11 protein-coding genes and 1 pseudogene are annotated in these 12,586 nt (G+C 68.4%); 9 read left to right on the top strand and 3 right to left on the bottom strand.

What is annotated here, in order from left to right:
- Window positions 1–13 precede the first annotated feature (13 nt).
- Complete coding sequence (locus QA802_RS09635) at window positions 14–997, bottom strand: RecB family exonuclease (protein WP_334520027.1); 984 nt, start codon at window positions 995–997, stop codon at window positions 14–16.
- A 153-nt stretch (window positions 998–1,150) separates the two neighbouring features.
- On the opposite strand from QA802_RS09635, the gene QA802_RS09630 reads away from it, so the two are divergent.
- From QA802_RS09630 to QA802_RS09620, 3 genes are all read left to right on the top strand, one after another.
- Entirely contained in the window at window positions 1,151–2,854 is a 1,704-nt protein-coding gene (locus tag QA802_RS09630; protein ID WP_334520024.1) for a site-2 protease family protein, read from the top strand.
- Window positions 2,855–2,923: 69 nt separating this feature from the next.
- Window positions 2,924–3,826: a tRNA (adenine-N1)-methyltransferase gene (locus tag QA802_RS09625; protein ID WP_046261810.1), complete on the top strand. Its 903-nt coding sequence runs from the start codon at window positions 2,924–2,926 to the stop codon at window positions 3,824–3,826.
- 261 nt (window positions 3,827–4,087) lie between these two features.
- The gene (locus QA802_RS09620; RefSeq protein WP_334520021.1) at window positions 4,088–4,660 is read left to right on the top strand and encodes a hypothetical protein; all 573 of its coding nucleotides are present in this window, start codon (window positions 4,088–4,090) and stop codon (window positions 4,658–4,660) included.
- A 57-nt stretch (window positions 4,661–4,717) separates the two neighbouring features.
- Here the strand turns inward: QA802_RS09620 and QA802_RS09615 are convergent, their stop codons facing one another.
- Entirely contained in the window at window positions 4,718–5,023 is a 306-nt protein-coding gene (locus QA802_RS09615) for a ferredoxin (protein ID WP_319166183.1), read from the bottom strand.
- A 243-nt stretch (window positions 5,024–5,266) separates the two neighbouring features.
- Here QA802_RS09615 and arc point away from each other — a divergent pair, with 243 nt between their 5' ends.
- The 6 genes and pseudogenes from arc (at window position 5,267) to prcA (ending at window position 11,396) form a co-directional block, all read left to right on the top strand.
- A complete protein-coding gene (gene arc, locus QA802_RS09610) occupies window positions 5,267–7,033 on the top strand; it encodes a proteasome ATPase (RefSeq protein ID WP_057579618.1) in 1,767 nt (588 codons plus the stop codon).
- Window positions 7,034–7,266: 233 nt separating this feature from the next.
- A pseudogene (gene dop, locus QA802_RS09605) lies at window positions 7,267–8,777 on the top strand (depupylase/deamidase Dop).
- Window positions 8,778–8,965: 188 nt separating this feature from the next.
- Window positions 8,966–9,184, top strand: coding sequence for a ubiquitin-like protein Pup (locus QA802_RS09600; RefSeq protein WP_019757212.1), 219 nt, complete (start codon window positions 8,966–8,968; stop codon window positions 9,182–9,184).
- Between the two features lie 8 nt (window positions 9,185–9,192).
- Entirely contained in the window at window positions 9,193–9,783 is a 591-nt protein-coding gene (locus QA802_RS09595) for an endonuclease VII domain-containing protein (RefSeq protein WP_334520003.1), read from the top strand.
- Window positions 9,735–10,580 (top strand): proteasome subunit beta, encoded by an 846-nt coding sequence (gene prcB / locus QA802_RS09590; protein WP_334520000.1) that lies wholly within the window; start codon window positions 9,735–9,737, stop codon window positions 10,578–10,580. Before QA802_RS09595 ends, prcB begins: the two co-directional genes overlap by 49 nt.
- A 60-nt stretch (window positions 10,581–10,640) precedes the next feature.
- The gene (gene prcA, locus QA802_RS09585) at window positions 10,641–11,396 is read left to right on the top strand and encodes a proteasome subunit alpha (RefSeq protein ID WP_334519997.1); all 756 of its coding nucleotides are present in this window, start codon (window positions 10,641–10,643) and stop codon (window positions 11,394–11,396) included.
- Window positions 11,397–11,486: 90 nt separating this feature from the next.
- On the opposite strand, the gene QA802_RS09580 is transcribed toward prcA, so the two are convergent.
- Window positions 11,487–12,509: a LacI family DNA-binding transcriptional regulator gene (locus tag QA802_RS09580; protein WP_334519994.1), complete on the bottom strand. Its 1,023-nt coding sequence runs from the start codon at window positions 12,507–12,509 to the stop codon at window positions 11,487–11,489.
- Window positions 12,510–12,586 lie beyond the last annotated feature (77 nt).

Here is a 12,586-nt window from a genome sequence, read left to right as displayed (position 1 = left end):
TGGATCTCCTTCTCTAGCCCGGCCCCATTCTGCCCTGCGCCCCATCCTCCGACGCGGCCGCCCTCACCGGCGCCGGCACCTCGAGCGTCACCGGCAGCGGATACGGCGGGGGAGTACCGCCGAACTCCGGACAGTGCGCCCGGTGATCGCACCAACCGCACAGCTTCGTCGGCCGGGGCCGCCACTCGCCGGTCCGCGTCGCCTCCCGGATCGCCTCCCACAACGCGAGCAGCTTGCGCTCCACACCCTCCAGATCCGCCAGGACCGGGTCGTACGTCAGCACGTCCCCGCTGCCCAGGTACACCAGCTGCAGCCGCCGGGGCACGACGTTCTTCAACCGCCACACGACCAGCGCGTAGAACTTCATCTGGAACAGCGCGCCCTCGGCGTACTCCGGGCGCGGAGCCTTGCCCGTCTTGTAGTCGACGATCCGCACCTCACCCGTCGGCGCCACGTCGACCCGGTCGATGATCCCGCGAAGCCGCAGCCCCGACTCCAGCTCCGCCTCCACGAACAGCTCCCGCTCGGCCGGCTCGAGCCGCGTCGGATCCTCCAGCGTGAACCAGCGCTCGACCAGCCGCTCCGCCTCCGCCAGCCAGCCGGCGAACCGCTCGCCCTCCGGATCGTCGGCGAACAGCTCCGCCACCTCCGGCCGCGTCTCGCGCAGCCGGTCCCACTGCCCCGGGATCAACGACTTCGCCCCCGCCGCCGTCCGCTCCGCCGCCGGCGCGTCGAACAACCGCTCCAGGACGGCGTGCACCAGCGTCCCCTTCGTCGCCGCCGGACTCGGCTTCTCCGGCAGCCGGTCGATCACCCGGAACCGGTACAGCAGCGGACACTGCATGAAATCCCCCGCCCGCGACGGCGACAGCGACGCAGGAGCCGCCGCGACAACCCCCGCCGCCGCCCCCTTCGGCCCGGCCGCGCCCGTGCCCGACGGCTCCTCCACCACACCGCCGTCGCCCGCCCGGACGACGCCCTCGCTGCTGCTCTCCATGACCCAAGACCTTACGGCCCAGCACTGACAGTCACCCACAAGCCCGAAAACACAAGGGGGTGCCGGGCGGAACACCGCACGACCGCCGCATACCATCGGTCACAGACCCTCCCGCCCGTCACGGGCCGGAGATGCTTCGATCGAGGGGACACCGTGGTGGAAAGCGGCGCGAGCGGGCGGCCGCGGCCGGACAGCGAACAGTCGGCCGAGCACCCCGCGACACCTGCGTCCGCGGCCGACGACGTCCAGCCGAGCGAGCCCCGGGCCGCCGACCCCACGGACGCCCACCAGCCGCAACCGGCCCCCCACGACGACAGCCACACCCCCGAAACGGACCCCACCCTCACCCCGGTCACCGCCACCGGCGGCAAGCCCGACACCGGAACCGGCCGGCCCGGAGCGGACAGGGCCACCGACGACAACACAGCCGACGCCGACGAGCCCGCAGTGGACGAGCCCGCGGTGGACGAGCCCGCGGTGGACGAGCCCGCGGTGGACGAGCCCGCGGTGGACAAGGCCTCGGTGGACAAGGCCGCCGGTGACGAGGCCGACGCCCCCAACGGCCACCACGCCGCAGAAGCCGGCGCCAGGCCCGAAGCCGGAGCCGGGAGCGAAACCGCAGCCCAAGCCAGGCCCGAAGCCGACGCCACACCCCCCGCACCCTCCGCCCTCCCCAAGGGCCCCCCGCCCCAGCGCCCGCAGGAGCAGCCCCGCGGCGGCATCCTCATGGGCAGGCCCTTCGGCGTCCCCGTCTACGTCGCCCCCAGCTGGTTCCTCGTCGCCGCCCTCATCACCTGGGTCTTCGGCGGCCAGCTCGACCGCGTCCTCCCCGAACTCGGCGCCGCCCGCTACCTCGTCTCCCTCTTCTTCGCAGTCGCCTTCTACGCCTCCGTCCTCATCCACGAACTCGCCCACACCATCGCCGCCCTCCGCTTCAAACTCCCCGTCCGCCGCATCCAGCTCCAGTTCTTCGGCGGCGTCTCCGAGATCGAGAAGGAAGCCGAGACGCCCGGCCGCGAGTTCTGGCTCGCCTTCGTCGGCCCCCTCCTCTCCCTCGCCCTGGCCGGCGTGTTCTACCTCGCCATGAAAACCGTCGAACCCGGCACGGTCCCCGGCGTCCTCGTCGCCGGCCTGATGATCTCCAACCTCATCGTGGCGATCTTCAACCTCCTGCCCGGCCTCCCCCTCGACGGCGGCCGCATGCTCCGCGCCGTCGTCTGGAAGATCACCGGCAAGCCCATGAGCGGCACCGTCGCCGCCGCCTGGGTCGGCCGCGCGCTCGCCGTCTCCGTCCTCATCGGCCTGCCCCTCCTCACCCAGTCGGGCGCCCTCGGCTCAGGCGCCGAAGACAGCGTCGGCATGGACACCGTCACCGACGCCCTGCTCGCCGCCATCCTCGCCGCGATCATCTGGACCGGCGCCGGCAACAGCCTGCGCATGGCCCGCCTGCGCGAACACCTCCCCGAACTCCGCGCCCGCACCCTCACCCGACGCGCCGTCCCCGTCGAATCCCACACCCCCCTCTCCGAAGCCCTCCGCCGCGCCAACGACGCCGGCGCCCGCGCCCTCGTCGTCGTCGACGCCAACGGCGAACCGCTCTCCCTCGTCCGGGAAGCCGCCATCGTCGGCGTCCCCGAACACCGCCGCCCCTGGGTCGCCGTCAGCGGCCTCGCCCAGGACCTCAGCGACGGCATGCGCGTCTCCGCCGAACTCGCCGGCGAAGACCTCCTCGACGTCCTGCGCGCCACCCCCGCCACCGAATACCTCGTCGTCGAGGAAACCGGAGAGATCTTCGGCGTACTCTCCGCCGCCGACGTCGAACGCGCCTTCGTCAAAGCCATGGCCCGCCCCAACTGACCACCTCCCCAGCCGCCGCACACACCCCCGATGGTCGGCGACCCCACCAAACGCCGGTAGGCTGGTCACATGTCCGAACCGACCGGTGCCGCCCGCAGGCGCGGGCCCTTCAAGGTCGGGGACCAGGTTCAGCTGACCGACCCCAAGGGCCGTCACTACACGTTCACGCTCGAAGCCGGGAAGAACTTCCACACCCACAAGGGTTCCTTCCCGCACGACGAACTGATCGGCGCACCCGAGGGCAGCGTGGTCCGCACCACCGGGAACGTCGCCTACCTCGCGCTGCGCCCCCTGCTCCCCGACTACGTCCTCTCCATGCCCCGCGGGGCAGCCGTCGTCTACCCCAAGGACGCGGGACAGATCCTCGCCTTCGCCGACATCTTCCCCGGCGCCCGCGTCGTCGAGGCCGGCGTCGGCTCCGGCTCGCTCAGCAGCTTCCTGCTGCGCGCCATCGGCGACCAGGGCATGCTGCACTCCTACGAGCGCCGCGAGGACTTCGCCGAGATCGCCCAGCAGAACGTGGAACGCTACTTCGGCGGCCCCCACCCCGCCTGGCAGCTCACCGTCGGCGACCTCCAGGACAACCTGTCCGACACCGACGTCGACCGCGTCATCCTCGACATGCTCGCCCCGTGGGAATGCCTCGAAGCCGTCTCGAAGGCACTCGTGCCCGGCGGCATCCTGTGCTGCTACGTCGCCACCACCACCCAGCTCGCCCGCACCGTCGAGTCCATCCGTGAGATCGGCTCCTTCAACGAGCCCACCTCCTGGGAATCGATGATCCGCAACTGGCACGTGGAAGGCCTCGCCGTCCGCCCGGACCACCGGATGATCGGCCACACCGGCTTCCTGCTCACCGCCCGCCGCCTCGCCGACGGCGTCGAGCCGCCCATGCGCCGCCGCCGCCCCGCCAAGGGCGCCTACGGCGAGGACTACACCGGCCCCAACGCCGACGGAGGCAGCGGCCGCTGACCGGCGGCCCGCGCCACCCCACCCCAGCCCAACGACAAGGCGCCGTGCCCGAGTTCCCCCAGCACCACCGGAACTCGACCACGGCGCCTTCCCGTTGCCCCCCGAGCCGGAGCGTGCACGACGCACGTTCCCCACCCCGCTCCCCACCCCCTCCGCACGTCCGAAATCCCGCACCCCGCCGTTCCCCCACCCTGTGTCGTGTGGCACGATGCTGGCCAACCCCCACCCCCACCGGCACCGCCACCGCAGGAGAAACTCCTAGTGCAGCACCCCGACGTCCCGGAACTGGCACACACCCACACCCGGCCCATCCACTGGGTCGCGACCGCCACCGCCATCGCCGGCGTCGTCGCCCTTTTCTCGCTCCTGCAACCCAAACCCGCCACCGCCGCCCAGGCCACCACCCCCGACGCCAAACCGGCCCCCACCGCGGCCCCCTCCACCGCAGACGTCGACTTCCCCCTCGACTGCGGCCCCCAACAAGCCCTCGTGGTGAAAAAAGCCAGCGGCGACCTCGACGGCGACGGCACCCCCGAAACCGTCGCCGTCGTCCACTGCGACGCCCCCATGGGCACCCCACCCGACGGCGTCTACGTCCTCACCCACAACCCCGGCCACACCCACGCGCGCATAGTCGCCACCCTCATCGACCCCACAGCACGCAACACCGTCACCGGCCTCACCGTCACCGACGGAACCGTCCTCGCCACACTCCTCGGCTACTCCACCCCCGACGTGCCCAGTTGCTGCCCCGACGTGAAAGACAGCGCCAGCTGGCAGTGGAAGGACGACAAGTTCATCCGCTCCGCCCCCGCAGGCGCCCGCAGCATCTGAACCACGCCGTTCGCCCTGTGAGAAATCAGACAACACTCACAGCCCGCAGCCGACACCTCACTCCGCGTCCGGACCGAACACCTCCACCCGGTCCGAAACCCGACGCACATGAATACAGTCACCCGGACACTCCCGCGCCGAATCGACCACATCCGTCAACAACGGCAGCGGAACCGGCGCCGCAGCCCCCACCGCCTGCAACAGCTCCTCATCCGCGCCCTTCACATACGCCAGGCCGTCGATGTCCAGCTCGAACACCTCAGGCGCGTACTGCGCACAGATCCCGTCACCGGTACAGAGATCCTGATCGATCCAGACCTCCAGCGCCTCACCGCCGACACCGGCCTCCTGCTGCACGCCCATGACTCCCGCCGTTTATCGTCGAACCGCCGGGGAACCATGCAGGCTCCGACGGGTGTTGAACACTTCGACCCTACCCCCGGCCGCTTTCCAATCATGTTCGGTGGGTATTCCCCTGGCGTGAGGGAGAGCGCAAGGGTGAAGATCGGACACACCCCTACAGTCTTTGTGATCTAGGGGTTTCAATCGACACCCACCCAGGTAGGGTCTGGAAGCGTCCAGCTCCCCTTGGAGGAGGTGAGGACCGTGGCAGCCCACGACGACGACATGAACCGCGGCATCCGCCCGGGACGAGGGTCCGACGACCCGTCCGGGCAGATTGCCTACCTTGAGCAGGAGATCGCCGTCCTGCGACGCAAGCTCGCCGACTCTCCGCGACACACGAGGATTCTCGAAGAGCGGATCGTCGAACTGCAGACCAACCTGGCCGGCGTGTCCGCCCAGAACGAGCGACTCGCAGGCACACTCCGCGAGGCCCGCGACCAGATCGTGGCCCTCAAAGAAGAAGTCGACCGGCTCGCACAGCCACCGGCCGGCTTCGGCGTCTTCCTCACGGCGAACGAGGACGGCACGGCCGACATCTTCACCGGAGGCCGCAAACTCCGCGTGAACGTCAGCCCCGGCGTCGAGCTCGAAGAGCTCCGACGCGGCCAGGAAGTGATGCTCAACGAAGCGCTCAACGTGGTCGAGGCCATGGAGTACGAGAGCGTCGGCGACATCGTCACCCTCAAAGAGGTCCTCGAGGACGGCGTACGGGCCCTCGTCCAGGGACACACCGACGAAGAACGAGTGGTCAGGCTCGCCGAACCACTCCTCGACGTCGTCATCCGCCCCGGCGACGCCCTCCTGCTCGAACCCCGCTCCGGATACGTCTACGAAGTCGTCCCCAAGAGCGAGGTCGAGGAACTCGTCCTCGAAGAGGTCCCCGACATCGGCTACGAGCAGATCGGCGGCCTCGGCGGCCAGATCGAGATGATCCGCGACGCCGTCGAGCTCCCCTACCTCTACCCCGACCTCTTCAAAGAGCACGAGCTGCGCCCGCCCAAGGGCGTCCTGCTCTACGGACCGCCAGGATGCGGCAAGACGCTCATCGCCAAGGCCGTCGCCAACTCGCTGGCCAAGAAGGTCGCCGAAGTCACCGGCCAGGCCACCGGCAAGAGCTTCTTCCTCAACATCAAAGGCCCCGAGCTCCTCAACAAGTACGTCGGCGAGACCGAGCGGCAGATCCGCCTCGTCTTCCAGCGCGCCAGGGAGAAGGCCTCCGAGGGTACCCCCGTCATCGTCTTCTTCGACGAGATGGAATCCCTCTTCCGCACCCGCGGCTCCGGCGTCAGCTCCGACGTGGAGAACACCATCGTCCCGCAGCTCCTGGCCGAGATCGACGGCGTCGAAGGCCTGCAGAACGTGGTCGTCATCGGCGCCTCCAACCGCGAGGACATGATCGACCCCGCCATCCTGCGCCCCGGCCGCCTCGACGTGAAGATCAAGATCGAGCGCCCGGACGCCGAAGCCGCCAAGGACATCTTCCAGAAGTACCTCACCGAACGCCTCCCCCTGCACTCCGAGGACGTCGGCGAACACGGCGGCGACAAGACCACCACCGTCCAGAGCATGATCCAGACGGCAGTGGAACACATGTACGCCGAATCCGAGGAAAACCGCTTCCTGGAAGTCACCTACGCCAACGGCGACAAGGAAGTCCTCTACTTCAAGGACTTCAACTCCGGCGCCATGATCGAGAACATCGTCGGCCGCGCCAAGAAAATGGCCATCAAGGACTTCCTCGACAAGAACCAGAAGGGCCTGCGCGTCTCCCACCTCCTCCAGGCATGCGTGGACGAGTTCAAGGAGAACGAAGACCTCCCCAACACCACCAACCCCGACGACTGGGCCCGCATCTCCGGCAAGAAGGGCGAACGGATCGTCTACATCCGCACCCTCATCACCGGAAAGCAAGGCGCAGACACCGGACGCTCCATCGACACGGTGGCAAACACCGGACAGTACCTGTAAAAACAGGGCGGCTGCGGGTGCCCACCACGGGCACCCGCAGCCGACTGTTTTCCGGGCCACGGCTGGAGCAAGGCAATGACGCAAATGATCTCCCCACCAGCGCAGAGGCGTTCTAGGCTCTTCCGTACCGCCGGGTCGCTAGTTGCGGGGACGGGCACCGCACACGCACCGGAGCACCACCGGTATCTGAGCGGCGCCCACGACCGAGGGTGCCGCCGGGCAAGGAGGGCCGCATGACCGTACGGCGAGTAATGGGCATCGAGACGGAGTACGGCATCTCCGTCCCCGGCCACCCCAATGCCAATGCCATGCTCACCTCGTCCCAGATCGTCAACGCCTACGCCGCGGCGATGCACCGGGCCCGCCGAGCCCGATGGGACTTCGAGGAGGAGAACCCGCTGCGCGACGCACGAGGCTTCGACCTCGCCCGCGAAGTCGCCGACTCCAGCCAGCTCACCGACGAGGACATCGGCCTCGCCAACGTCATCCTCACCAACGGCGCACGCCTCTACGTCGACCACGCACACCCCGAATACAGCGCCCCGGAAGTCACCAACCCCCGCGACGCCGTCCTCTGGGACAAAGCCGGCGAACGCATCATGGCCGAGGCCGCCGAACGCGCCGCCGCACTCCCGGCGCCCAGCCGATCCACCTCTACAAGAACAACACCGACAACAAGGGCGCCTCCTACGGCACACACGAGAACTACCTGATGAAGCGCGAGACCGCCTTCTCGGACATCGTGCGCCACCTCACGCCCTTCTTCGTCTCCCGCCAGGTCTTCGCCGGCGCCGGCCGCGTCGGCATCGGCCAGGACGGCCACGAACACGGCTTCCAGCTCAGCCAGCGCGCCGACTACTTCGAGGTCGAGGTCGGCCTGGAGACGACACTCAAACGCCCCATCATCAACACCCGCGACGAACCGCACGCCGACGCCGAGAAATACCGCCGCCTCCACGTGATCATCGGCGACGCCAACCTCTCCGAGATCTCGACCTACCTGAAACTCGGCACCACCGCCCTCGTCCTGTCCATGATCGAGGACGGCTTCATCGCCGTCGACCTCGCCGTCGACCAGCCCGTGCGCACCCTCCACCAGGTCTCGCACGACCCCAGCCTCAAGCGCCTCGTCACCCTCCGCAGCGGCCGCACGCTCACCGCCGTCCAACTGCAGATGGAGTACTTCGAGCTGTCGCGCAAATACGTGGAGGAGCGCTTCGGCGCGGACGCCGACGACCAGACCAAGGACGTCCTCGCCCGCTGGGAGGACACCCTCACCCGCCTCGAGAACGACCCCATGAGCCTCGCCGGCGAACTGGACTGGGTCGCGAAACGCGAGGTCATGGAAGGCTACCGGCGCCGCGACGACCTCGACTGGGACGCCGCCCGCCTCCACCTCGTCGACCTCCAGTACGCCGACGTACGGGCCGAGAAGGGCCTCTACAACCGCCTGGCGGCCCGCGGACGCATGAAGCGGCTCCTGGACGAGTCCGAGGTCGAGAGGGCCGTCGGCAAGCCCCCGGAGGACACGCGCGCCTACTTCCGCGGCCGCTGTCTGGAGCAGTACGCCGACGACGTCGCCGCGGCCTCCTGGGACTCCGTGATCTTCGATCTGCCGGGCCGGGACTCGCTCCAGCGCGTCCCAACCCTCGAACCCCTTCGCGGAACGCGAAATCACGTCAAGGAGCTCCTGGACCGCTGCCGCACGGCAGAAGACCTGGTCAAGGTCCTCTCGGGCGGCTGAACGGTTATCCGGACGGTATCCGCCCGGCGGGGTGGAAACCGCCCCGGCCGGGAATCATCGAGATGGTCCCCACGCGTTGACGCAACTGCGGGGCCGATGTCGGACCCGGCTTGTAGGGTCTGATCATCACCGATCGGCAGGAATGCCGACCTGTCGACCACATCGGGCGAAAGAGCGGGGTGAGGGTTATGGCGACCAAGGACACCGGCGGCGGCCAGCAGAAGGCGACGCGCTCCACGGAAGAGGTCGAGGAGCAGGCGGCGGAGACGCAGGCCTCCGAGGACCTCAAGGAACGCCAGGAGAAGCTGAGCGACGACGTCGACTCGGTTCTTGACGAGATTGACGATGTCCTCGAGGAGAACGCAGAGGATTTCGTGAGGTCATTTGTCCAAAAAGGTGGACAGTAGTCACATCCGTGAACGATCGGGAACTGAAGAAATGCTCGGCCTGTCAGCGGTCCCGTCCGGTCGGCGCATTCGCGAGCAACAGCTCCAGGCCTGACAGCCTTCAGGCCAATTGCCGCGAATGCGCCGCGGAGTACTACCGGCGGCGGCGGGAAGCCCAAGGTATGACGGTCCGTGTGAAGGTTCCTGTTCCTCGCGGGCACAAGCGGTGCCCGCAGTGCGAACAGGTCAAACCGCACGCCGAGTGGGAGCGCAACAAGTCGTCTTCGGACGGCTGGTCGAGCTACTGTCGGCCGTGCCGTGCCGAGCGGAACAGAGTCAGCTACTTCCAGCGCAAGTACGGCCTGAGTCCGGCCGAGTTGGACGCGATGGTCGCGGAGCAGCAGGGCATCTGCTGTATCTGTCTTGCTGCTCCCGCCGAGCATGTGGATCACTGCCACAACACGGGTAGGGTCCGAGGCGTACTGTGCTTCAGCTGCAACGCCGCGCTGGGGCAGTTCAAGGATCGGCCCGATGCCATAAGGCGGGCTGCTGCTTACGTGGAAGGAATCGCGTGGAAGCCAACACTCGTAGCACCGGGCGTCTACCAGCTGCCTTCCTGACGCCTGGGTCCTCGTCCTTCATGGACTTCCTGTCCGAGCACCAGCCGGAGATGCTGCCCGGCAAGCGGCAGCTGCCTCCGACGCAGGGTGTGATCGAGGCCCCGCACGGCACGACGATCGTGGCCGTGACCTTCCCCGGGGGCGTCGTGCTCGCCGGTGACCGCCGGGCCACGATGGGCAACGTCATCGCACAGCGGGACATCGAGAAGGTGTTCCCGGCGGACGAGTACTCGGCCGTCGGCATCGCCGGCACCGCGGGTCTGGCCGTCGAGATGGTGAAGCTGTTCCAGCTGGAGCTGGAGCACTTCGAGAAGGTCGAGGGGGCGCAGCTCTCGTTGGAGGGCAAGGCGAACCGGTTGTCGACGATGATCCGGTCGAATCTGGGCATGGCGATGCAGGGTCTGGCGGTGGTGCCGTTGTTCGCGGGGTTCGATGTGGACCGGGACCGGGGTCGGATCTTCTCGTACGACGTGACGGGTGGTCGTTCGGAGGAGCATCACTTCGCGGCGACGGGTTCGGGTTCGATCTTCGCGCGTGGGGCGATGAAGAAGTTGTACCGGGAGGATCTGTCGGAGGAGCAGGCGACGACGCTGGTGGTTCAGGCTCTGTACGACGCGGCTGACGACGATTCGGCGACGGGCGGTCCCGATGTGGCGCGTCGGATCTATCCGATCGTCACGGTGATCACCGAGGACGGGTTCCGCAGGCTCACCGATGAGGAGTCGTCGGGTATCGCTCGTTCGATCCTCGAGCGCCGTCTGGAGCAGCCGGACGGCCCGCGTGCCTCGCTTTTGTAGGCGTGGTGCGTGTTTGTCCGGCGTGATCCAGTGACTTCGACAGAAAGGGACGGATAACCGGTGTCGACTCCGTTCTATGTCTCACCCCAGCAGGCGATGGCGGACCGCGCGGAGTACGCGCGTAAGGGCATCGCTCGTGGTCGCAGCCTGGTGGTGCTGCAGTATGCCGACGGCATCGTGTTCGTCGGTGAGAATCCGTCGCGTGCGTTGCACAAGTTCAGTGAGATCTATGACCGGATCGGCTTCGCGGCCGCCGGCAAGTACAACGAGTACGAGAATCTGCGGATCGGTGGTGTGCGGTATGCCGATCTGCGGGGTTACACCTATGACCGTGATGATGTGACGGCGCGTGGTCTGGCGAACGTGTACGCCCAGACGTTGGGCACGATCTTCTCTTCGGCGGGTGAGAAGCCGTACGAGGTGGAGTTGGTGGTGGCCGAGGTGGGTGACACGCCGGACGGTGACCAGATCTACCGGTTGCCGCACGACGGGTCGATCGTGGACGAGCACGGTTCGGTGGCGGTGGGTGGCAACGCGGAGCAGATCGGCAGCTATCTGGATCAGCGTCATCAGGACGGTATGAGTCTGGCGGAGGCTCTGAAGCTGGCTGTTCAGGCGTTGTCGCGTGACACGAACGGGACGCAGCGGGAGATTCCGGCCGAGCGGCTGGAGGTTGCGGTGCTGGATCGTACGCGGCCGCAGCAGCGTAAGTTCAAGCGGATCGTGGGTCGTCAGCTGGCGCGGCTGCTGGAGGCGGGCGGCGCTTCGACGGAGGCGGAGAGTTCGGACGATTCCGAGGATGTGGGCAAGGAGTAGGTCCGCGCTCTTGTGGGGTGGCCGCTCGTTGTTCGGGTGGTTCGCCTCTTTCACGCCTCGGCCGGTGTCCCGGTCGGGGCGTGAGGTGTGTCAGGAGGGTCTGGGCGGGGCTGTGGAGGCGCGGGCGACGAGGTGGACGGGGATGTCTCCGGCGTTCGGTGTGCGGCCTTCCAGGACGGCGAGGAGGGCGTGCATGCCGTGTTCGCCGAAGAGTTCGGCGTCGAGTCGTACGGTGGTGAGTTCGGGGTCGAGGGCGGTGGCGAGGGCGAGGTCGTCGATGCCGGTGACGGAGATGTCGTGGGGGATGTGCAGGCCGAGGCGGCGTAGGGCTTTGTAGGCGCCGGCGGCGAGTTTGTCGTCGTCGCAGACGATGGCGGTGGGGCGGGGGTCCGTGGTGGTGGTGCGGAGGGCTCTTTCGGTGGCGGCGAGGGCGCCGTCGATGGTGACGGGTGTGGTGGTGGTGCGCAGGGTGGCGCCGGGTTGTGCGGTGATGCGGGTGGCGAGTTCGCGTGCGCGGATGTGGAAGGTCCAGGAGGGTACGTCGGCGGCGAGGTGGAGGAAGTGGCGGTGGCCGAGGCCGAGGAGGTGGTCGGCGATTTGGCGTATGCCGTCGGTGATGTCGAGGTTGACGGTGGCGGCGCCGAGGTTGGCGGTGGGGTCGCTGTCGAGCATGACGAGGGGGAGCTGGTCGCCGCGGAGGGTGGTGAGGGCGTCGGCGGCCATGGAGGAGGCGATGATGCCGTCGAGGGCGGCTTGAGCGGAGGCGAAGGGGGAGCGGGCGGGTCCGATGCCTTCGGGGGAGGGGTAGAGGACCACGCCGAAGCCGTGTTCGGCGGCGATGCGTGCGGCGCCGGTGTAGACGCCGGCGAAGAATTCGGTGGTGAGGACGGGGACGACGAGGAGGACGGTGCGGGTGTGGCCGAGGCGGAGGTTGCGGGCGGCGAGGTTGGGGCGGTAGCCGAGTTCGTGTGCGGCTTGGCGTACGCGTTCGGCGGTGGGTGCGGAGACGCGGCCGCGCCATTTGTCGCCGAGGACGAGGGAGACGGCGGCCTGGGAGACTCCGGCGGCCTGGGCGACGTCGCGGCTCGTCGGGCGCGTGCTGCCTCGTGGCACGTTGGGGTCGCTCCTTCGTCTGGACTGGTGAACAGCGCACATGGTACGTATGGCGGGACCAGTTATACGTAAAACCT

The sequence above is a fragment of the Streptomyces sp. B21-105 genome, from assembly GCF_036898465.1.
GTDB lineage: Bacteria > Actinomycetota > Actinomycetes > Streptomycetales > Streptomycetaceae > Streptomyces.
The sequence above is the reverse complement of the archived record's forward strand: the minus strand, read 5'-3'. Positions and strand labels throughout refer to the sequence as shown.

Bases quoted from the DNA above. Each gene is read 5' to 3' on its own strand.
- QA802_RS09635 (WP_334520027.1), bottom strand. From the start codon at position 997: ATGGAGAGCAGCAGCGAGGGCGTCGTCCGGGCGGGCGACGGCGGTGTG.
- QA802_RS09625 (WP_046261810.1), top strand. From the start codon at position 2,924: ATGTCCGAACCGACCGGTGCCGCCCGCAGGCGCGGGCCCTTCAAGGTC.
- QA802_RS09615 (WP_319166183.1), bottom strand. From the start codon at position 5,023: ATGGGCGTGCAGCAGGAGGCCGGTGTCGGCGGTGAGGCGCTGGAGGTC.
- QA802_RS09600 (WP_019757212.1), top strand. From the start codon at position 8,966: ATGGCGACCAAGGACACCGGCGGCGGCCAGCAGAAGGCGACGCGCTCC.